Here is a 20,705-nt window from a genome sequence, read left to right as displayed (position 1 = left end):
GCATCGCTTTCTTGATTATGCACTAGTTCACTCGCTGTCAACGGCGCCCAAGAGGTGAAACGATGACCGAACCGCGGCGGTATCGTGTCTACCTCCTGCGCCTGTGGCAAGCCGAAAGCGAGGAAGGCGGCATGGTCTGGCGGGCAGCGCTCGAAGATGCGCCCACTGGAGAGCGGAAAGGCTTTGCCGACGTGGCGCGACTGTGCGCCTTTCTCCAAGCACTAACGGCTGACGAGACTGAGGACACTACGCAGTCGCCTGAGACATCACGATGAGGAATTCTATGAAAGGGGGACGAAATGTTCGGTATGTGCAGGAATACCTGGCGCACTTGGCGCGCACTGGCTGTGGCTGTTCTAGCAATGTCCGCGATCCTGAATGGGGCAAGCAGCACGCGCGCAGTGGCGGGGGCACGCGCAATCGGCCAAACCGCCAGCGCAGAGCCCGATGCGGCAACTGCCTGGCATAACATTGCTGTGCAGTTTTTGGCCACGGCCACACCACCGCGCCCAACTCCCATTCCATTCCTTGATCTGGCGGTCGTGCAGGCCGCGGTTCACGATGCCGTCCAGGCGATCGATCGACGCTATGCGCCATATCACGTAGCGTTCCCGGCTGGTACGTCTGGCTCGCCCGAGGCCGCCGCCGCCAAGGCCGCGCACGATGTGCTCGTTGGCATTTTGCCCGGCCAGCAAGCCGCGCTCGATTCGATGTACAACGAGTACTTTACTGCCCACGGCCTGGCCGAAAGCGACCCGGGCGTGCAGGTTGGCGCGACGGCTGCGGCGGGCATTCTGGCGCTGCGGGCGAATGATGGGCGCGTGCCGAACCCGCCCCCGGCACCGTTCACTGGTGGCACCGCGCCTGGCCAGTGGCGCCCGACGCCGTCTTTGCTGCCGGGGCCGCCGCCAACGCTGGCGCCAATGGCGAGCCCCTTGCTTGGCACGGTTCCGCCGTTTACATTGCAGCGTGGCGACCAGTTTCGCGCGCCGCCGCCCCCCGCGCTGAGCAGCGACCAGTATGCCAGGGAATACAACGAGGTGAAGGCGTTGGGTGGTCTTGCAGATGGCAGCCGACGACCCGACCAGACCCAACTTGCAACGTTCTACGCCAGTAACTATTTCATTCTTCTGCACCAAACGCTGCGCGATGTTGCGGCGTGGCGCACAGACAACATTGGCGATAATGCGCGGCTGCTGGCGCTCGGCGCGCTGGCAATTGCTGACTCATTTATTGTCACGTGGGATAGCAAGTCGGCCTACGTCTACTGGCGACCGGTCACGGCGATCAACGAGGGCGAGAATGACGGCAACCCGCAGACACAGGGCGACCCGAGCTGGCAACCATTTCTCAATACGCCAAATTATCCCGAGTATACATCGGGCGCGAATGGTGCAGTCGGCGCGCTGACCCGTATGCTGGAACTGTACTTCGGCACGGATCGCGTGGTCTTCACGGTTGTCAGCACCAATGCAAATGCCAAGCCGAAGATGCGCACATACACTCGGTTCTCGGACTTGGCGTGGGATACCGTGAACGTGCGCATCTACCAGGGCCTCCACTTCCGCAGCGCCGATGAAGTGGCCCGTGCGCAGGGCCGGCTGGTAGCCGAATGGGCCTTTGGGCATGCTTTGCGGCCAATTGGCGGCTAGGGCCGGCAGAAGGGCGCCAGCGCTGGAAATGTGGTAGGCGCAGGGAGGGCGGAATGGCACGAGCGAACGAGCTACTGCGCCAGAGGGCGAAGCCAAACGTGGCGGCGCAGGTGGGGCTGTGGGCTGGTGGGCTGGTGGTGGCGCTGGTGCTGGGGCTTGGCGCGCTGCTCAGCAGCGCGCCGGCCTTCCGCTATGATGTCAATGTGCACAACGGAGCACGCCTCTCGCTGGGCATTCTGGAGGGCTGCCCGGCCGAAGTACCAATCGATATCTGCGAAGCCTACCGCTTGCAGATGGAACGCCACTTCGAGCTGACGTTGAACCGACCCGGCGTGCGGCATGTGCTGCTCGCGTTCGATCTGTCGCCCCGCGAGCGCTGAGCGACACCCCCTCACTACAGCGAAGAGCAAATGAATTGAGCCACAGAGCGTACAGAGGATATTGAGTACTCTGTCAACGAAGTTTCCTTGTACTCAGCTTCCAGGAAGCTCAGGCCAGTTTTGCTTCAACCTGATAATCAGATGAGCTTCCTGGAAGCTTGCCCGTTGTATGAAATAACGTATTTTCCAAAGTACTGAGTTTGGTTCTATAGATCGTTAATCTCTGTGCGTTCCAATGCTTCGCGGCTGCTTAAGAAGTTCCCCGGCCTGGCCTCATCCGCCTTTCGGACGAGCGCCAATCCGCCGAATGGCTATTTGACATTTCTGCGCAACTCACGTATTATTCGGCGCAACAATTGAATAGCGCAACTCTTATCCAGAGAGGTGGAGGGACCGGCCCGATGAAACCTCGGCAACCCTGGAAAAAGCGTAGGCGTGCAACGTTTAGTACACGAGGCATGCGCAGCTTGATCATTAGGGTGCCAAATCCGGCAGCGCGACTGGAAGATGAGAGGCATACGTCGGACGTAAGCCCCTTCCTATGGTTTTGGAAGGGCTTTTTGTTTCAGCGTTTCCATGGCCCTCATCTGCGCGATGAGGGCTTTGTTGTTGCCAGCCCCATCGCGCAGCGCCTCACCTGTGGCACGTGGCTTGTTCTCGTTGTAAGGAGGCATTCCCGATGGCGGACGAAACGAAATTCACCGGCTTTGAAACCCTTGCGCTCCACGCCGGCCAGCAGGCCGACCCGACCACTGGCGCGCGCGCGGTGCCGATCTACCAGACGACGTCGTACCAGTTCAAGGACACCGACCACGCCGCGCGCCTGTTCGGCCTGCAGGAATTCGGCAATATCTACACCCGCATCATGAACCCGACGCAGGATGTGCTCGAGCAGCGAATCGCCGCGCTGGAGGGTGGCGTGGCCGCGCTGGCGCTGGCTTCGGGCCAGGCCGCCGAGACGTTTGCGGTGCTGAATATTGCTGGCGCGGGCGACAACATCGTGTCGTCGACCGACCTGTACGGCGGCACGTATAACCTGTTCAAGCACACCCTGCCAAAGCTGGGCATCACCACCCGCTTTGTCGATGCGCGCGACCTGGATGGCTTCCGCAGCGCAATCGACGGCAACACCAAGGCGTTCTTCCTGGAGCTGATCGGCAACCCCAAGCTCGACGTGCTGAACCTTGAGGCGATCTCGGCGATTGCCCACGAGGCCGGCGTGCCGGTGATTGTCGACTCGACCACGGCGACGCCGTACCTGTGCAAGCCGTTCGATTTCGGCGCGGATATTGTGGTGCACTCGGCCACCAAGTACATCGGCGGCCACGGCACCAGCATCGGCGGTCTGCTGGTCGACAGCGGCAAGTTCGACTGGGCGGCAAGCGGGCGCTTCCCCGGCCTGACCCAGCCCGACGAGTCGTACCACGGCCTGGTGTACACGCAGGCGCTTGGCCCGCTGGCCTACATCATCAAGGCACGCGTGCAGCTGCTGCGCGACCTGGGCGCGGCGATCAGCCCGTTCAACTCCTTCCTGCTGCTGCAGGGCATCGAGACGCTGCCGCTGCGCATGGAGCGCCACTCGCAGAACGCGCTGGCTGTGGCGAAATATCTGCAAGAGCACAGCAAGGTCGAGTGGGTGAACTACCCGGGCCTGCCCGACCACCCCACCTACGAGCTGGCCAAGCGGATGATGCCCAAAGGCCAGAGCGGCATCCTGGGCTTTGGCATCAAGGGCGGGCGTGCATCTGGCGCGACGTTTATCAACAGCCTGAAGCTGTTCTCGCACCTGGCCAACATTGGCGACGCCAAGAGCCTGGCGATCCACCCGGCGTCGACAACCCATAGCCAGCTGACGGTTGAGGAGCAGGGCCTGACGGGCGTGACCGACGACTACGTGCGTCTGTCGATCGGTATCGAGACGGTTGACGACATCATTGCCGACCTGGATCAGGCCCTGGCGAAGGTCTAGGCGGCACCATGGCGTAAGGGCGATGCATCGCCCCTGATGTGTTGTGAATCACCGCTAACGCGGGCGATGCATCGCCCTTACAGTGTGGAGTCGAGACGATGATCGCTATGACACTCGATCGACAGACTGATAATGTGGGTGTGGTCGAACGCCGCAGCATGACCTGGCTCGAACCGCTGCAGCTCGAAAGTGGCGCGCGGCTCGGGCCAGTGACGCTGGCCTACGAAACCTACGGCACGCTCAACGCGGCGCGCGACAACGCCATCCTGCTGCTGCACGCGCTTTCCGGCGACGCGCACGCGGCGGGCTGGTACGCTGGCGCGGCTAAACCGGGCTGGTGGGATGCAATGGTGGGGCCGGGGCGACCATTCGATACCAATAAATATTTTGTGATCTGCTCGAATGTGCTGGGCGGCTGCCAGGGCAGCACCGGCCCCGGCAGCGTCGATCTCAGCACGGGCAAGCCCTACGGCGCGCGCTTCCCGGTGATCACGATTGGCGACATGGTGCGCGCGCAGGCACGCCTGCTCGATCGCCTGGGCATCGACCAGCTGCTGGCAGTGGCGGGCGGCTCGATGGGCGGCTTTCAGGCGCTGGAATGGGCCACAACCCTGCCCGAGCGCGTGCGCGGCACCCTGCTGCTGGCCACCAGCGCGCGCTCCTCGCCCCAGACGATCGCCTGGAACGCCATTGGCCGGCGCGCAATCATGAGCGACCCGAACTGGCGCGGTGGCGACTACTACGACGGCCAGGCGCCCGCCGATGGGCTGGCGGTGGCGCGCATGATCGGCCACATCACCTACCTGAGCGAGCCCTCGCTGGAGCGCAAGTTCGGGCGGGCGTTTCAGCAGGGCGGCGGGCCGGCCTTCTCGCTGGAGCGCGAGTTCGCAATCGAAAGCTACCTGGAATACCAGGGCGCGAGCTTCAACGCGCGCTTCGACGCCAATTCCTACCTGTATATCACCAAGGCGATGGACTACTGGGACCTGCCGGCGCGCTATGGCTCGCTCGACGCCGCGCTGGCGCGCAGCCAGTCGGAATTCCTGCTGCTCTCGTTCACCAGCGACTGGCTCTACCCGGTCGATGAGTCGCAGCAGATCGCCGACGCGCTGGCGCGGATTGGCCGCCCATCGGAGCATGTAGTGCTGCCGTCGAGCGCCGGCCACGACGCCTTCCTGGTCGATTACCAGCCGCAGGGGCCGATCATCACAGAGTTTCTGGCGGGCTTGGCGAGCTAGGACTGGTGGGAATAGGGGATAGTGGAAAGTAGCGGACGGCGAGCATATGCTCGCCGTCCGTTGTTTTGTACCGCTCGGTGCGCAGCGAGGCGCAGAGGTTGGCTGGAAAGCTCATTTGGGCAAGTGATTATTGGCGATATTACAGAAACTACAGAGCTATATGCTGTTGTAGCAGCTGATCTGCGACGTGTAGCATCTTCTGCAATGTACTTGCGAGCGATTGGTGATCTTTGTATCCATGTACAATATTGTTTCGTGCTTGAAATGCCTTCTCTAAGATCTGGTATTGTTCCTTATCAAGTACCCCATAGGTGAATAGGCTTTTCGTCAGTTGGCCTGGATTATTGCGTGTAACAGAGACAGATTCCTCACTCGCAATAGCGCGCAGTAATGCCTCAATTGCGGACCAGGCAAGCATCAGAGCAGCCTCCCCGTGCTCCTGATCTGATAACTGCTGTGCTTCACGAAGGCGGTATGTAATGTCACGATCAGTGAGCGAAGTTGCATATTTTAATTGAAGTGATGAACGTTCCTTCGGGTTCGTCACCACAAGCTCGAATCGCCAAGTTGGCTGATCGTGAAGTGCTTGGGCAACTGCGTCAAGTTCTGGAGCGCTTCCAAGCGACTCTTGCGTTCGCACTTCAACAATTACATTTTCTTCGGAACTACGCGCTACCATGTCAATACGAAAGCGGGCAAGGAAATCTGGCAGTTGGTCAGGTGGCGGTTCAATAATAACATCATAGCCGCGCTGGCGATATTCGCGAGCGACTTCGAGCAGGCGTTGATGCTCACGTGCGGTTGTATCTAGAGTCATCAAATCAACTCCCCATGGTCAGGAGCCACATCAATGCGGATATACAGGAATTCGTTACCGCGACAGAAGCCCTCTGCAAGGACTGGTGACATGCCACGAACGCGAAAACTCCCATTCAAATCAGTCTTGCGAACATAGGTATCCGTGATCTGGCTGTCATCCTCATAAATGAAGCCATTCAGCGCATCTTGAATTGGTTTGACCAAATTATCATTGTCGATGCGCACCGAAACACCATCGTGATAGTACGTTACTGTAAAGCTGAGTCGTGCCTGAGTGGGTGGTGTATTGGCGGGCCAGCGCTGTACTGCTGCGGCTCGCACAGTGTGTTGCCATGCATGCAAGCGGGCAGCATGCCGTGTTTGATGCGAGACGGGTGGGCCATCAACGATGAACTCAAACGGCAGCATAGATACTTCGCTCTCAGCCCTCTGTCGAAGAATTATATTATACCAGAACAGCTTGGGAGGTGAGGCAGAGGCTAAGAGGCAGGCAAAATGGCGCACCTGCTATAGTTCTAGCGTATTACACCACTAGCACTGCACTGCCCTCAAGCGGCAGCGTCATGGTGATGGTCGTGCCCTGGCCTTCGGTGCTGCTGGCCTGAATGGTGCCGCCGTGCGAGAGGATGATCTGGCGCGCGATGGCCAGGCCCAGGCCGGTGCCGCCGCTGCTGCGCGTTCGCGAGCGATCCGCGCGGTAGAAGCGATCGAAGACGTGCGGCAGGTCGTCGGCGGGGATGCCCGCGCCGGTGTCGCGCACTTCGAGCACCACGGCGTTGGCCCCTTCCTGCCCGGCAGTGTGCGCGCCGAGCGTGATGCTGCCGCCTTCGGGCGTGTAGCGCAGCGCGTTCGCCACCAGGTTTGCCAGCACCTGCGCCAGGCGTTGCGGGTCGGCATCGAGCGCGGGCAGGTCGTCGGGCGCGTCGACGGCGAGCGCGACATGCTGCTCGGCGGCCTGGCGCGCAAAGGCGTTATGCGCGTTGTCGAGCAGATCGCGCGGGTCGATTGGCTCGCGGTAGAGCGGGAGCTGCCCGTTTTCGGCCAGCGCAAGCAGGCGCAGATCTTCGATCAGGCGCTCCAGCAGCGCAGTTTCGCCCAGCAGCCGCTCCAGCTCCTCGGGCCTGGGCTCGTAGACGCCATCCTGCATGCCTTCCAGCCGCCCTTTGATGATCGTTAGCGGCGTGCGCAGCTCGTGCGCGATGTCGGCAGTCATCTGGCGGCGCTGGCGGTCGGCGGCGGAGAGCGAGCGCGCCATGGAATTGAATGCCTGCGTCAGCTCGTTTACTTCGCGGATGGGCGCGGGCTTGACCTCTACGTCGAGCGCGCCGGTGGCGAGCTGCTGGGCGGCAGCGGTGAGCGTGCGCAGCGGGCGGCTGATGCGCTGTACAAAAAACAGCGCCAGCAGCAGCAGGCCCGTTACCAGCACGGCGGCGGCGATCAGGAAGCTGCGCAGGATCGGCCAGAACACGGCGCGCGGGCCACGTGCTGGCGCTGTGGGCGGGTTGGGCGCTGTGGGCGGGTTTTGCATCATGCCACGCGGGCCGTTGTCGAACAGGAGCGTGCCAACCTCCTGGTTGCGCGCCCGCACCACAATCCCGCCCTTCAGGTCTTTTGCTGAAAGCACCGTGCCGGTAGGGTATCTGGTGTCGGTGCTGGCAATAATCTGCCCGTTCGCGTCGGCCAGCGCGTAGTCGAACAGCCCGCCCGGCCCAAACGAGGGCAGCGTTTCGAAGCGCTGCTCGACGCCGGCCCACGATTCGCCATTCGCCACATAGTAGTCGCCCAGCGAAAGCGCGTAGGTCTGCTGGAATTCACGGAATGTTTCGCGCACGGCGGCCGGCTGCCACTGCCCCGACACGGCCAGCGCCACAAAGCCGAGCATTCCGCAGACGCTCAGCACGATTACCAGCGCAAAGGCCAGCAGCATTGTCCAGAACAGGCGTGGTTTCATAGCGGTATTCAGAAGTCAGGAGTCAGGAGCCAGGAGTCAGAGAGACACACACTGTTTGGCTTTTCCTGTCTCTTGTCTCTTGTCTGTATCCCTTCACTCGCCATCTTCGGCAAACTTGTAGCCCACGCCATAGATCGTTTGCACATAGCGCGGGTTGCGCGGGTCGGGCTCGATCTTGCGGCGCAGGTTTTTGATATGCGCGTCCACGGTGCGGTCGAAACCCGAGTAGCTCACGTCGTAGGCCATGTCGAGCAGCTGGGCGCGGGTGAAGGGCCGGCCCGGCTCGCGCGCCAGGATCGATAATAGCTCGAACTCGGTGGCGGTGAGATCCACGGGCGCGCCCTCGACGCGCACGCTGCGGCGCTGGAAGTCGATCTGCAATTCGCCAACGCGCAGAATGGTGTCGGCGTCGCGCTCACCCTCGGCGCGGCGCAGCACAGCGCGCACGCGGGCCACCAGCTCGCGCGGGCTGAACGGCTTGGTGATATAGTCGTCGGCCCCCAGCTCCAGGCCGATCAGGCGGTCGGTCTCGTCCACGCGCGCGGTGAGCATAATGATCGGCAGCGTGCGGGTGGCCGGCTCGCTGCGCAGCGCCCGCGTCACGTCCAGGCCATCCATGCCCGGCAGCATCAGGTCGAGCACCAGCAGGCTGGGGCGCTCGCTGCGCGCCAGCCGCAGGGCGTTCGGCCCGTCGCCAGCCGTCACCACGCGAAAGCCGGCGCGATCGAGGTAATCGCGCGCGATTGCCACGATGCCCGGCTCGTCGTCTACCACCAGAATTGTGCGTGTTGCCATAGTCGTTCCGGTAATGCCAGGGGCGCAGCGTGGTTACGCTACGCCCCTGGCACTACGCGCTCCGTTCTTACTCCTGCGGCGTGTCGTCGGGGTAGGGCGGCTGCTCGGGGCCGGGCCGCTGCGGCGTGCTGCCATAGGCGGCTGGCGCGGCCGGGCGGTTGCGGCCACGGATCAGGCGGAAGCCCAGCCAGATCAGACCGACCACGAACAGCAGCTTGATCAGCTTGCCGATCAGCAGAAACGGCAGGAAGAAGAAGGGCATATGGCCGGGGCCGCGCCCCATCATGCCGCCCTGCGGGCCACGCCCGAACTGCTGCTGGTTCGGCGCCTGGGGGGCCTGTGGCGCTTGCGGTGCCTGCGGCCCCTGCTGCCACTGGCCGCGCCCGTGGCCGCGACCCATCCCCTGCCCCTGGCCGGGCCCCATCATCGGGCCTTGCTGCTCGTATTGCTGTGTATAGCCAGCCGGGCCGTTGAAGCTGCGCCAGGACTGCGCCCGGCCGCCAAGCGAAACAACCAGCGCCACCGCGCTTAGCGCGATTGCGATCCATGCAAGTTTGCGCCCATTACCTTCCATTGTATTCTCCTCGTCTATAGTCGATGTCGTGTGCATTCATTGCTTCGCGACAACTGAAGTATAGCCAAAGATTGTGAAGCGAATTTGAAGATATCGGGCATGGATCTGGGATATTGTACTGCATTTGGTGGCAGGGCGCGCAAACCTGCCGCACATCCATACACGCTATGCCTGCGTATTCACTGCCAGAAGCCACCCGCACCCCGCCACGCTGCCCTTCCCTGAAGCCCTAGTGCGAGTTTTGCTGATGAATGCCCACCCAACCGATTCGCTCCCGGCCTATGTGCTTGGCGCGCTCAGCCCTGGCGAAGCCGCCGAAGTGGCCGAGCACCTGGCCGCCTGCCCGCTGTGCCAGGCCGAAGCCGCAAGCTACCGCGCCACGCTCGACGCGCTTGCCGCCCCCGATCTGCCGCCTGAGCGCGTGAAGCGGCGCGTGTTCGAGCGGATTGGGCTCGACCAGGATATTGCGCGTTTGCGGCAGCAGGCGCGCGCGCTGCACCTGGCGCTGGCAATGCTGCTGGTGTGCGCGCTGGCGCTTGGCACGCTGGCCGCCTACACGCGCACCCGCCTGTACAGCACTGCCGATGCTCTGGCGCAAAGCCAGCGCGAAGCCGCCACGCTGCGCGGCGAGCTTGCCCAACAACAGCAGCAAGCCTTGTTCGCCGCCGCGCCACAAACGCTGGCGCGCCACCTGACAAGCCCGCGGCGCGGGGCCAGCGCCACAATGTATATGCAGCCCGGCAGCGAGCGCGCTGTGCTGGTGGTGCAGGGCTTGCCCGTGGCGGCTGCCGGCACCACCTACCAGTTCTGGTTTGCGCGCGCGGGCGAGCAGGTGCCCTCGGCAACCTTTGCCGTTGCGGCCGATGGCAGCGCCACCCTGGCGCTCGAAGCACCCGCACCCGTGGCCGAGTATGAGCAGGTGATGGTGACGGTTGAAGCCAGCGGCGGCAGCCAGCAGCCCAGCACAGCCGTCGTGCTGAGCGGCACGCTTGCCAGCGCGCTGCGCCCGCCCCGGCGCGGCTAGCCGCCCCTGCGTTCGGCGGGGGCATGCGGCTGCCACGCCCAATTGCCCCCCGGCGCTCTTTCCTTTTTCCTTCCCGCTGCCCGATAGAGTTGACGGTTGCTGCCGCCCTGCGGTATCATACCGCCACACAAACAGCATCCATACGCTTCACGCGATACGAGGAGTGCCGAAAATGCGTAAAATTCTGGGAATAATGACCTTTTTAATTGGGCTGGGCCTGGGCATGGTTGGCGGCGCGGCGCTGCTGGCCTACGCCTACCAGGCGGCTGGCCTCTACCCGCCCGACGACGCGACTATCAAGTTCATTGCCCGCGAGCGCGGCTGGCTCAAAGAAGAAGTGTAGCGCCCACAATTGTATGAGGGCTGGATCAAGGGCGCTTGCCATGCCCAGGCAGCCGCCCTTGATCCATATGCGAAGGAGCATGAGATGCAGCAGCCCTGGTTTTCGAGCTATGAAGCGCGCGTGCCGCACACGGTCGATGTTCCCGCCACCACGCTCGACACCTTTCTGACCGAGAGTGCGCGCAAATACCCCTACAACACTGCCACCAACTTTGTGCTGAGCTACCTGCTCGGCGGGCGCTACACTGTTGGCGGGCAGATGACCTACCGCCAGCTGAACGAGCAGGTCGACCGTTTTGCCAACGCGCTGTACCAGCTGGGCGTGCGCAAGGGCGACCGTGTGGCGCTGATGCTGCCCAACTCGCCGCAGTTCGTGATTGCGTTTTTCGCCACGGCCAAGCTTGGCGCGGTGGTGGTGAACAACAACCCGACCTACACCGCCCGCGAGCTGAAGCACCAGCTCGAAGACTCGGGCGCCGAAACGATTATCATCCTCAACCTGTTCTGGCCGCGCCTGAAAGAAGTGCAGGCCGAAACGCCCGTGAAGCGCGTGATCGTGACGCACATTTTCGACACGCTGGGCTTTCCGTCGAGCATGCTGGTGAAGGCCAAACAGCGCAAAGACCCGGCCTGGGTCGATGTGCCGGCCGGGCCGAACCTGTTCTTCTACAGCGACCTGGTGAGCAAATACGGCCCGAACCTGCCGCAGGTCGGCATCTCGCCCGACGACACCGCGCTGTTTCAGTACACGGGCGGCACGACTGGCCTGCCAAAAGCGGCCATGCTTACCCACCGCAACCTGGTGGCGAACACCGCGCAGGTGGCGAGCTGGCTAACCAACACGCAGCCCGGCGCGGAAAAGATGATGGCGGCGATCCCGTTCTTCCATGTGTATGGCATGACGGTGAGCATGCTGTTTGCGATCTCGATCGGCGCGGAAATGGTGATCGTGCCGAACCCACGCCCGATCGACAACGTCATGAACATCATCCAGAAAGAGCGCGCCTCGCTCTTCCCGGGCGTGCCGGCCATGTATATCGGCATCGTCAACCACCCGCGCGTTGCGGACTACGACCTGAAGTCGGTGAAGGCCTGCATCAGCGGCTCGGCCCCGCTGCCGATGGAAATTCAGGAGAAGTTTGGCCAGATCACCGGCGGGCGGCTGGTCGAGGGCTTTGGCATGACCGAGGCTTCGCCAGTGACGCACTGCAACCCAGTGTTTGGCACGCGCAAGAATGGCTCGATTGGCATCCCCATGCCCAGCACCGAGGCCAAGATCATTGACCTCGACAATGGCGAAGAGCTGCCGATTGGCGGCGAAAAAGAAGGCGAGCTGTGCGTGCGCGGCCCGCAGGTGATGGCGGGCTACTGGAACCAGCCCGGCGAAACCAGCGAAACGGTGGACGCCGACGGCTGGCTGCATACCGGCGACATCTGCAAAACCGACTCCGACGGCTACTTCTTTATTGTCGACCGCAAGAAGGACATGATCATCGCTTCCGGCTTTAAAGTGCTGCCGCGCGATGTCGAGGAAGTGCTGTTTATGCACCCGCAGGTGCTTGAAGCAGTTGTGGTCGGCATTCGCCACCCCACGCGCGGCGACGACACCGTGAAGGCGTATGTGGTGGCGAAAGAAGGCCAGCAGCCCAGCGCCGACGAGATCAAGCAGTTCTGCAAGCAGCACCTCGCGCCCTACAAGGTGCCGCGCGACATTGAGTTCCGCACCGAGCTGCCCAAGACGATGGTTGGCAAGGTGCTGCGGCGCGTGCTGGTCGAGGAAGAAAAGCAGAAACAGGCCGCCAAATCCGCGCCCAAATCGCCCGAGCAGCCCACGCCGGCGTAGGGCATGGGAGATAGGGAATAGGGGATGGTGGGGCTTTCAGCTCGTGAGCTTGCGCCCTTCTGCCTTTGGTTACGCTATTCATCTGTGAGGTTTTTCCGCACTATTCGCGGAAAAACCTCACACTGATTCAAATTATCGACCTCGCATCGGTGTAATCTGCGTAATCTGTGGATAGCTATCGCCCCCATTTCAACGGTGATGTGCTTCGTGCTTACCCCCCTTGACTCACCCGATCCATACGCTACAATGTGAAGGCAGTCGCAAGCGCGGCTGCTGAGCTTCCGCCATGCCGCCGCAGCCACGGGCGCGGCGCCGCGAGAGAATATGGCTGTATCATCACAGGAAATCATTCGCCTGCGCTGCCCGAACTGCCAGCGCGCCGTCGATGCAGGCGTGTGGACGCTGGTCGACGCCGCTGAGCGACCCGACCTGGCGGCCTCGCTGCGCGACGAAACACTCAATATTGCGGTCTGTCCGGCCTGCGGCCAGCAGTGGCCCGCCTCGGTTCCCATGCTCTACCACGACCCGGCCAACCGCCGTGTCTACTTCGCGGTGCCGGCCGACACCGAGGAGCACCAGTGGCGCGAGCGCGCCCAGGAATTGCTGTATGCGCTGGTGGGCGAGCTGCCCGAAGATCAGCGCCTGCCCTACCTCGGCGATGTGCAGCTGGAACAGGAAGTGGCGGGCGTGCGGCGCGCAGTGATGCGCCGCGAGCGCGTGCGGCGCGGCGAAGGCCCGGCGCAGCCCAGCTTTGGCAAATCGGTTGAAACCGTAATTGGCGCGCTCAAGCCATCGGCTCGCGAGCCTGTTGCGCCACCTCCGCCCCCGGCCCCTGCTGCGCCAGCGCCCGCGCCCGTGGATAGCGAGCTGGCCGACGCTGTGCGCGATCTGCTTGCCGCCGACGACGAGGCCGAGTTTGACGCGATTCTTGCCGCGAACCCCACGCTGCTGACCGATGATGGCGACGCGCTGGTGCGCCAGCTGGCCGAAGCCGCCTATGGCGACGATCGCGCCGTTTCCGACGCGCTGCGTGAGCTGCGCGCAACGCTGGCGCGCATGCGCAGCGGTGGCCCGGCCCTGCCCGAGCCGCAGCCCGCGCCGATTGCCGAACCGGAAGCCGAAGCGATTGCTGCCGCGCGCCTTGCGCCGCTGGCCTTTCAGGCGCTGCTCCAGGCCAGTTCGCCCGAAACGCTGGCCGACGCCGCGCGCGATTACCCGCAGCTGCTGGAGCACTGGGCCGACGGCGAGCTGTTTGCGCGCATGGAAGCCGCGCTGGAAGAAGGCAACGAGCGCCTGGCCCAGGCGATCGACGACCGGCGCGAAGAGCTGGCGACTCTGCGCGAGGAGCTTGGCAGCCCGGCCGCACTCCAGGCCGCGCTCGATGCGCTGCTGGCCGCCCAGGGCGACGACGCGCGCGCCGAGGTGCTGGCCGCCTATCCGATTGTGCTGACTGAGCGCGCCCAGGCGGCTTTGCAATCGCTGGCGCAGCAGGCCGAGCGGCAGGGGAACGCGCAGCTTGCCAGCAATGCCGCCGCCAGCCGCGAGCTGCTGCGCACTGTGCGCGCCGGCCTGGAAGAACAGTAGGGCAGTTCGGGTGATGTTGGTTTCTTGGTGCCGAGACGAAAGACGAACGACAAAGCGCAACTTGGTCATTCGTCTTCAGTCATAACCAGCAGCGAATTTTCGAAGAAACCAGTACACACAGAATGCGAACAGGTGGTGGCGAATGCCACCTCAGCGCATTGGAATCACGAAACCCTATACCCCATTCCCTAAACCCTGCGCTGAAAGCGCACTAGCCCGAGCGGGAGCAGAGCATGCTAGATTTTTTCTCGTTTCAGGTGCGGCCACGCGTCCTTTTTCGGGCTGGCGCGCTGGGCCAGCTCGATGCTGAGCTGGGGCGCCTGGGCGCCCGCCGCGCCCTGATTGTGGCCGACGCGGGCGTGGATGCCGCCGGCCTGGTCGAGCGGGTGCAGGCGAACATTGCTGGCAAGGTGGCGGGCACATTTTGCGACGTCCCGGCGGGCGGCTCAGTCCTTGCGGTGGCGCAGGGCGCGGCTGCCGCGCAGGGTGCCGATGTGCTGGTGGCGCTTGGCGGCGGCTCGGCAATCGACACTGCCAAAGCCATCCGCCTGCTGCTGGCCGAAGGCGGCGCGCTGCGCGATCATATGGGCGCGCCACGCCTGAGCCGCCCGCTGCTGCCCCTGATCGCCATCCCCACCACCGCCGGCTCGGGCAGCGAAGTCTCGGGCTGGGCGCTGATACGCGATGAAGCAGCGCGCGAAAAACTCTCGTTTGCACACCCCGCGCTCGCGCCCGATCTGGCGATCCTCGACCCCGAGCTGCTGCGCAGCCTGCCCCCACAGCTCACCGCCGCCACTGGCATGCAGGCCCTGGCCCACGCCATCGAGGCGCTGGCCGGCGCGGATGCCAACCCAATCAGCGATATTCTGGCGCTCCAGGCGATCGACATGATTTCCAACAACCTGCGCGACGCCACCTACGACGGCGACGACATGGGCGCACGCGGCGCGCTGCTGATTGCCGCCTGCATCGCCGGCATGGCCTTTTCGAGCAGTGGCGGCGCGAGCCTCGGCATGGTCCACGCCGCCGCGCAGGCAATTGATGGCGCGTTTGGCTTGCCGCATAGCATGCTTAGCTCTGTTGTACTGCCGTATGGCATGCAATTCAACAGCGTGGCGGTGCCTAACCGCTTTGCGCGAATCGCCCGCTACATGGGCGTGAACTCGGGCGGCCGCCCCGAGGAAGACGTGATCGCCGACGGCATCGACGCGGTGCGCCTGCTGGCCGCCGATTGCGGGCTGCCCGCGCACCTGCGCGACCTGAATCTGCCCGAGGATTCGCTTGGCGGCGTGGCCGAGGTGGCGCTGGCGAACCCGGCGCTGCAAAATAACCCGCGCGCGCTGGCCGCCGAGCAGCTTGCCGACATCCTACACGCCGCCTGGTAGCGCTGGTTGGGCGAACATATGGGCGGATCGGTTGTTGGCATTGTATAGTTATTTCAACCGAATTTACATGATTCTTCTGAAAAATATTTGATACAGATGCTAGTATTGCCATATTCGTGGCTTCGCTGACGCCTGCGTAAATTACAATAATCTATTGCTAGGTTTCTGCTACCGGCCTATCATAAAGTTTTTTGGCCCCTCGCGTATCTTTTCCCCCCTATTCTGGCGTTCTCTACAATAGAGCGATCACGCTAAGGGGGGGCCGTGGATAGCAGAACGACGCTAGTCGGGTCGGATCGGCGCGCTCGTCTCACGGGAAAAGCGCTCACCATCAGTACGCTGATCGTGCTGCTGAGCGTTCTTTATTTCGTGCTGATCAGCACTCTGGCGCCACTTCTCGACACTTCTGCCATGCCGCTTGGCCACGTCCTTGTGACGGTGTTTGTGGCAACGCTGGTGGTGCCGCTGCGGAACCGGCTGGCGGTGGGATTTAACCGCCTGCTGCACCGCAACTGGCAAACCAGCCAGGTGATGCTGCGCGATATTGGCGCAAAGCTCAGCCACACACTCACGCCCGAGGGCCTGGCCTTTATTTTGCTTGAAGATCTGCCGCTGCGCTTGCGCGTGCAGGGCGCGCGGCTGTGGATGCTGGAGCCGCCGGACGAGCGCGCCTTTGTGATGGTGAGCGCGTCGGGGCCAGGCCCGGGGCAACCGCTGCTGAGCAATGGCGTGATCGCGCGCCGCCTCGCCAATGCTTCTTACCTCATTATCCCCACCAACGAGCCCGAGCTGGATTGGTCGCCCTTAACCAGCCAGGGCGTGCGCCTGGTGCTGCCGCTGCGAGTTGGCAACCAGCTGATCGGCATCTACGGCTGCGGCCCGTCGCTGCGCGGCCAGTTCTACCCCGAGCGCGTGATCAATGTGCTGCTGATGCTGGCCCCCGCCGTGAGCAGCGCGCTTGAGAATGCGCGCGCCTACAGCAAAATTGCGCGCCTGAACTACGAGCTGCGCGAACTCGACCAGCTCAAGGCCGAGTTCATCCAGAGCGTGGGCCACGAGCTGCGCACCCCGCTCACAACACTCAGTCTTGCCATTCAGCTCTACGACCGGCAGGCGAGCATGACGCCGGCGCTGGCCGATATTACGCGCACTGGTATTGCGCAGCTCCAGGCGCTGGTTGATCGCGTGCTGGCCTTTGATCTTGGGCTGGCCCCGCCTGCCGCCGAGCAGTCGCCGCCGATCATGCCGGTGCGCGTGCTGCCACTGCTCGAAGAAATCATCGAATCGTACCAGCCGATTGCGGCGGCAAAGGGCGTATATTTCGATATCCACGTGTCGCCTGAGCTGACCGGGGTTGCGCATATTCCCAGCCTGGGCCGTGCGCTGCACGAAGTAGTCGATAATGCGGTGCGCTACAGCGAGGGCGGGCAGGTGACGCTGGCCGCGCATCTGCACGACGGGAATGTCCTGCTCCGTATTTCCGACGAAGGGCCGGGCATTCCGTATGAAGAGCGCGACCGGCTGTTCGAGGCGTTTTATCGCGGAAGTGGGGCGCGGGCGCTTTCGGCCACGCCGGGCACGGGCCTGGGTTTGAGCATTGCGCGGCGCGATATTGAGGCGTTGGGCGGGCGGATCTGGCTGGAAGAAAGCAGCCCGCACGGTTCGACGATCTGTGTGGCTATTCCTGCTGCCAGCCTGGATGACGTGCCAGTGTACGAGGGTTTGCGCGAGCGATTTGTGAGTGCGTGACGCGCAGGTATTTCAGGGCCAAAAAAAAAGAGGCGGGGATCCTAGTGTGGATCGCCCGCCTTGTGTTTTGTTTTTTGGCTTACGCGCCAACTTCCCGAGACATCAGCACGCGCGGAGGAAGATGATTGGCGACCTGCCGGGCTAAAATCTCTTCGTCGAAACATTCGCCGGCATGGAGGCAGCTGAGTGCCCAAAGATGATTGAGATGAAGCCGGGTAAAAATGCGACCATCGCCCAGCTCGCGGTCAGCCAGAATCTGCGGAAGGAGCCGGTCAATCAATACGTCCAGCTCAACAACAGACATAGGGTGCTTCCTCTCGCAACGATGCAGGCGACGTTGCCCGCCAAACTATAACAATTGTAAAACGCAACACAGAAATCCGGTCTATTTTAACACAATTTGTACCTGTGTCTAGTAGGCCGTATCCTGCATGCCCATCAGCTGCGGCGCATTGTTTCGTCAGCTGAAGTCGCGGTATAATAGGCTGCGTGAGTACCGAAACGGCGAGCCAACAACCGAAGATCTGGCCTGCGCGCTCCCCGGCACGCCGGGGTATTTTTGCGTATCTGCGCGATCTGCGGCTGGTGCTGGTGTTGCTGCTGGCGCTGCTGGCGGGCTTCCTGGCCTACCAGGCGCCGCTCGATTCGCGGATTGCAATTGGCTGGCTGGGCGACCGCCTGTTTCTCGATGCAAGCCAGGGCCTGGGCGCAGGCGACGCATTTACGTTTTACAGCGATGAAATTACGGGGAACGCTGGCGACCGCAGCCGCTGGACAAGACAGGATGCCGATATCAATTTGCCCGGGCTGGGCGGCGGCGACGTTCTTGTGAACTTGCGCGCGCAGGGCTGGCCGCAAGATGCTGCCGGGAATGGCCAGCCAACGGCGGAAATAACAGCAAATGGCGTGCCAGTATTCACATTTCAGCCCGGCGCGGAGTGGGCCAGCCACGAATTTACCATCCCCGCATCTGCAAATACCCGCGACACGCTAACGCTGCATCTTCACACCTCCGCTACCTTCACCGGCGGCGACCCGCGCCCCAAAGGCATTCGCATCGACGCGCTTGAGCTGCGCGGCACCGCGCCAGCGTATTTTGTGCGGCCGGCGCTCTTGCCGCTGCTGTGGCTGATTGTGTGCAGCGGCCTGAGCATGCTGGCGCTGCTGGCGCTCACGCGGCGGCCCAACGTTTCGTTTGTGCTGGCCACACTCCTGATCAGCGCAGTGGCGATCGTGCTGGCGCTGGCGCGGGTGTGGGCGGCCGCGCTGCTGCCCTGGCTGGCGGCGCTGCTGCTTGTGCTGATGCTGCTGGCCTACCGGCGCGAGCTGCTGGCGCTGGGCGTGGCGCTGCTGCGGCGCTACGCGCGCGGCCGGGCGCTGAACTATGGGCTGGTGGCGCTGGTGGCCGCCTGGCTGATATACCTGGTTGGGCGGCTGAGCGCGACGCTGGGCCTGCCGGGCGTGGCCTTGTTCCGCCGCAGCTTCCCCGACTCGCTGCTGTATGGCATGCTTGGCACGGGCCTGGTGCTGCTGGTGCTGGTGCGTGGCCGGCAAGGGCTGCCCCGCCTGGCGGGCGCGATTGTGCGGCGGCTGGGCGCGCGGCGCTGGGCGATTGGCCTGCTCCTGCTGGCGGCGATCATCTGGCTGGGCTACGAGGCCACGCTGATTGCGCAGCTGCCCTACGTTGGGCACGCCGACTATGCCGATAATGCCGTGGTGGCGCGCAACCTCGTGCGCGGGCGCGGCTGGGTGGTCGACTACGTCACGCAGTTCTATCAGCTCAACCCCTACGGCCCCGGCGTGACGCGCCCGCAGGAAACATGGCCGCTGATGCAGCCCGTGTGGATCGCGCCTTTCTTTCTGCTGTTTGGCCCGCAGAACTGGGCCGCCAAAATCCCGAACTTGATCTTCATGGCGCTGCTGGTGGCGCTGATCTATGCCGCTGGCGCGCGCATCTGGGATCGGCGCGTGGGCCTTTCCGCCGCGCTGATGATCCTGACGAACTACCTGTTTTTCCGCCTGGTGATCTACGCCACCAGCGACCTGGCGTTTGTGGTGTTTTCGTTTGGCGCGATCTACCTGCTGTATCGAGCAGTTGACGACCGACGACTGACGACCGACGACGAAGGACGACCGACGAAGGACGATGGGCGGCAGAAAAACGTGGCGTGGTCAGTAGTCGGCGGTCGCTGGTCGCTGCTTGGTTCTGGTATTCTGACCGGCCTGATGCTCTTGCAGAAGCCGAGCGGCGCGCTGATCGCGGCGGGCATTGGCGTGTGGCTCTTGCTGCGCCTGCCCTGGCGCGACCGGCGGGCGCTGCCGCGTGCTTTGGCGGCGGCGGTGCTGTGGGGCGGGCTCGCGCTCGTGATTCTCGCGCCCTATCTCGCGCGCAACATGCTGCTGTTTGGCAAGCCCTTCTACTCGACCGAGAGCCACGACGCATGGGTGCTGGGTTTTGGCGATTGGGAAGACATCTACCGTGTGTTTACACGCCAGGGCAGCCTGAGCGCCGACGGCGTGCCCGACCGCAGTTGGGTGCTGCGCTGGGGCTTCGACGTGACGCTGCTCAAGCTGGCGACGCAGGCGCAGGCGGTGCGCAACTACCTGCTGCCGCCGTGGCTCGACCAGTCGCGCGCGCTGAGCGACCCCGACAGCCAGAAGAAGGCGCTGCTGTTTGGCGTGGGCGCGTGGCTGGCGCTGCTGGGCGCGCTTGGCGCGCTGCGCTCGCGGCGCAACCTGCTGGCGCTGCTCGTGCTGGCCTTTGGCCCCTACTTCCTGTTTCTGGTGGGCTACTGGCACGCCGACGAAGAACGCTATTTCCTGATGGTGATGCCCTGGATGGCGCTGCTGGCCGGCTATGCGCTGTGGCGCGGCTACGATCGCGTGGCGGCAATTGGCGACGGGCGCTGGGCACCTGCCGGGCTGGTGCTGGCGCTGGTGGCGCTGGCGCTGGTGATTGCGCCTTCGTGGCCCTACAACGCGAAAAAAGTGCGCGAAGAGCCCGCGCTCTACCAGGCCGACACCGACGCCTACACCTGGCTGCGCACGCACACCGACCCCAACGACGTGGTGATGACGCGCCTGCCCTGGCAGCTCAACTGGGTCAGCGAGCGCCCCGCGCTGATGGTGCCAAACACCCGCAGCCGCGAGGTCTTTCTGAAGCTGGCGCGCTTCTATGGCGTGCGCTACCTCGTGCGCGACACCTTTGCGCAGCCCAGCGCCGACACGCGCAATCTGCTCGACGGCATGCTGGAAGACGACCAGCTTGGTTTTGAAGACGTGTATGCGACGCCACCATATTCGGCGATTGTCGATGGCCAGCCAACCGAGCTGGTGACGCATGTGTATCGCCTGCCGGCCGATTATGGCGGCGTGGCGGCGATTGCCCCATAGGAATTGT

18 protein-coding genes and 1 riboswitch are annotated in these 20,705 nt (G+C 63.5%); of the genes, 12 read left to right on the top strand and 6 right to left on the bottom strand.

What is annotated here, in order from left to right; genetic code table 11:
- Nucleotides 1–62 precede the first annotated feature (62 nt).
- From M1P90_RS16670 to metX, 5 genes are all read left to right on the top strand, one after another.
- Nucleotides 63–275, top strand: a complete 213-nt coding sequence (locus tag M1P90_RS16670) for a hypothetical protein (RefSeq protein WP_483704199.1) — start codon at nucleotides 63–65, stop codon at nucleotides 273–275.
- Nucleotides 276–362: 87 nt separating this feature from the next.
- The gene (locus M1P90_RS16665; RefSeq protein ID WP_483704197.1) at nucleotides 363–1,652 is read left to right on the top strand and encodes a vanadium-dependent haloperoxidase; all 1,290 of its coding nucleotides are present in this window, start codon (nucleotides 363–365) and stop codon (nucleotides 1,650–1,652) included.
- Between the two features lie 53 nt (nucleotides 1,653–1,705).
- Nucleotides 1,706–2,032, top strand: coding sequence for a hypothetical protein (locus tag M1P90_RS16660; RefSeq protein ID WP_483704195.1), 327 nt, complete (start codon nucleotides 1,706–1,708; stop codon nucleotides 2,030–2,032).
- A 369-nt stretch (nucleotides 2,033–2,401) separates the two neighbouring features.
- Nucleotides 2,402–2,546: riboswitch (SAM riboswitch) on the top strand.
- A 165-nt stretch (nucleotides 2,547–2,711) separates the two neighbouring features.
- The gene (locus M1P90_RS16655) at nucleotides 2,712–4,001 is read left to right on the top strand and encodes a homocysteine synthase (protein WP_483704193.1); all 1,290 of its coding nucleotides are present in this window, start codon (nucleotides 2,712–2,714) and stop codon (nucleotides 3,999–4,001) included.
- Nucleotides 4,002–4,108: 107 nt separating this feature from the next.
- Nucleotides 4,109–5,239, top strand: a complete 1,131-nt coding sequence (metX, locus tag M1P90_RS16650) for a homoserine O-acetyltransferase MetX (protein WP_483704191.1) — start codon at nucleotides 4,109–4,111, stop codon at nucleotides 5,237–5,239.
- Nucleotides 5,240–5,387: 148 nt separating this feature from the next.
- On the opposite strand, the gene M1P90_RS16645 is transcribed toward metX, so the two are convergent.
- The 5 genes from M1P90_RS16645 to M1P90_RS16625 all read right to left on the bottom strand — a co-directional run bounded on the left by M1P90_RS16645 (nucleotide 5,388) and on the right by M1P90_RS16625 (nucleotide 9,378).
- On the bottom strand, nucleotides 5,388–6,056 hold the full coding sequence (locus M1P90_RS16645; protein ID WP_483704189.1) for a hypothetical protein: 669 nt from the start codon (nucleotides 6,054–6,056) through the stop codon (nucleotides 5,388–5,390).
- Nucleotides 6,056–6,466 (bottom strand): RusA family crossover junction endodeoxyribonuclease, encoded by a 411-nt coding sequence (locus tag M1P90_RS16640; RefSeq protein ID WP_483704187.1) that lies wholly within the window; start codon nucleotides 6,464–6,466, stop codon nucleotides 6,056–6,058. Before M1P90_RS16640 ends, M1P90_RS16645 begins: the two co-directional genes overlap by 1 nt.
- A 115-nt stretch (nucleotides 6,467–6,581) precedes the next feature.
- Nucleotides 6,582–8,009 (bottom strand): sensor histidine kinase, encoded by a 1,428-nt coding sequence (locus M1P90_RS16635; protein WP_483704185.1) that lies wholly within the window; start codon nucleotides 8,007–8,009, stop codon nucleotides 6,582–6,584.
- 93 nt (nucleotides 8,010–8,102) lie between these two features.
- Nucleotides 8,103–8,804, bottom strand: coding sequence for a response regulator transcription factor (locus M1P90_RS16630; RefSeq protein WP_483704183.1), 702 nt, complete (start codon nucleotides 8,802–8,804; stop codon nucleotides 8,103–8,105).
- Between the two features lie 67 nt (nucleotides 8,805–8,871).
- A complete protein-coding gene (locus M1P90_RS16625) occupies nucleotides 8,872–9,378 on the bottom strand; it encodes a hypothetical protein (protein WP_483704181.1) in 507 nt (168 codons plus the stop codon).
- A gap of 247 nt (nucleotides 9,379–9,625) precedes the next feature.
- Between M1P90_RS16625 and M1P90_RS16620 the strand changes: the two genes are divergently transcribed.
- From M1P90_RS16620 to M1P90_RS16595, 6 genes are all read left to right on the top strand, one after another.
- The gene (locus M1P90_RS16620) at nucleotides 9,626–10,402 is read left to right on the top strand and encodes an anti-sigma factor (protein WP_483704178.1); all 777 of its coding nucleotides are present in this window, start codon (nucleotides 9,626–9,628) and stop codon (nucleotides 10,400–10,402) included.
- Nucleotides 10,403–10,574: 172 nt separating this feature from the next.
- On the top strand, nucleotides 10,575–10,745 hold the full coding sequence (locus M1P90_RS16615) for a hypothetical protein (RefSeq protein ID WP_483704176.1): 171 nt from the start codon (nucleotides 10,575–10,577) through the stop codon (nucleotides 10,743–10,745).
- 84 nt (nucleotides 10,746–10,829) lie between these two features.
- A complete protein-coding gene (locus M1P90_RS16610; protein WP_483704174.1) occupies nucleotides 10,830–12,587 on the top strand; it encodes a long-chain-fatty-acid--CoA ligase in 1,758 nt (585 codons plus the stop codon).
- 324 nt (nucleotides 12,588–12,911) lie between these two features.
- Nucleotides 12,912–14,171, top strand: a complete 1,260-nt coding sequence (locus tag M1P90_RS16605) for a CpXC domain-containing protein (RefSeq protein WP_483704172.1) — start codon at nucleotides 12,912–12,914, stop codon at nucleotides 14,169–14,171.
- Between the two features lie 233 nt (nucleotides 14,172–14,404).
- Nucleotides 14,405–15,556, top strand: coding sequence for an iron-containing alcohol dehydrogenase (locus M1P90_RS16600; RefSeq protein WP_483704170.1), 1,152 nt, complete (start codon nucleotides 14,405–14,407; stop codon nucleotides 15,554–15,556).
- A 264-nt stretch (nucleotides 15,557–15,820) separates the two neighbouring features.
- Nucleotides 15,821–17,305 (top strand): GAF domain-containing sensor histidine kinase, encoded by a 1,485-nt coding sequence (locus M1P90_RS16595; protein ID WP_483704168.1) that lies wholly within the window; start codon nucleotides 15,821–15,823, stop codon nucleotides 17,303–17,305.
- A gap of 79 nt (nucleotides 17,306–17,384) precedes the next feature.
- Here the strand turns inward: M1P90_RS16595 and M1P90_RS16590 are convergent, their stop codons facing one another.
- Nucleotides 17,385–17,609, bottom strand: a complete 225-nt coding sequence (locus M1P90_RS16590; protein ID WP_483704166.1) for a hypothetical protein — start codon at nucleotides 17,607–17,609, stop codon at nucleotides 17,385–17,387.
- A gap of 185 nt (nucleotides 17,610–17,794) precedes the next feature.
- On the opposite strand from M1P90_RS16590, the gene M1P90_RS16585 reads away from it, so the two are divergent.
- Nucleotides 17,795–20,698 (top strand): glycosyltransferase family 39 protein, encoded by a 2,904-nt coding sequence (locus M1P90_RS16585; protein WP_483704164.1) that lies wholly within the window; start codon nucleotides 17,795–17,797, stop codon nucleotides 20,696–20,698.
- Nucleotides 20,699–20,705: the final 7 nt, after the last annotated feature.

Source organism: Kouleothrix sp. 19917, from assembly GCF_057073505.1.
Note: the sequence above shows the minus strand (reverse complement) of the source record. Positions and strands in the feature narration are given on the sequence as shown.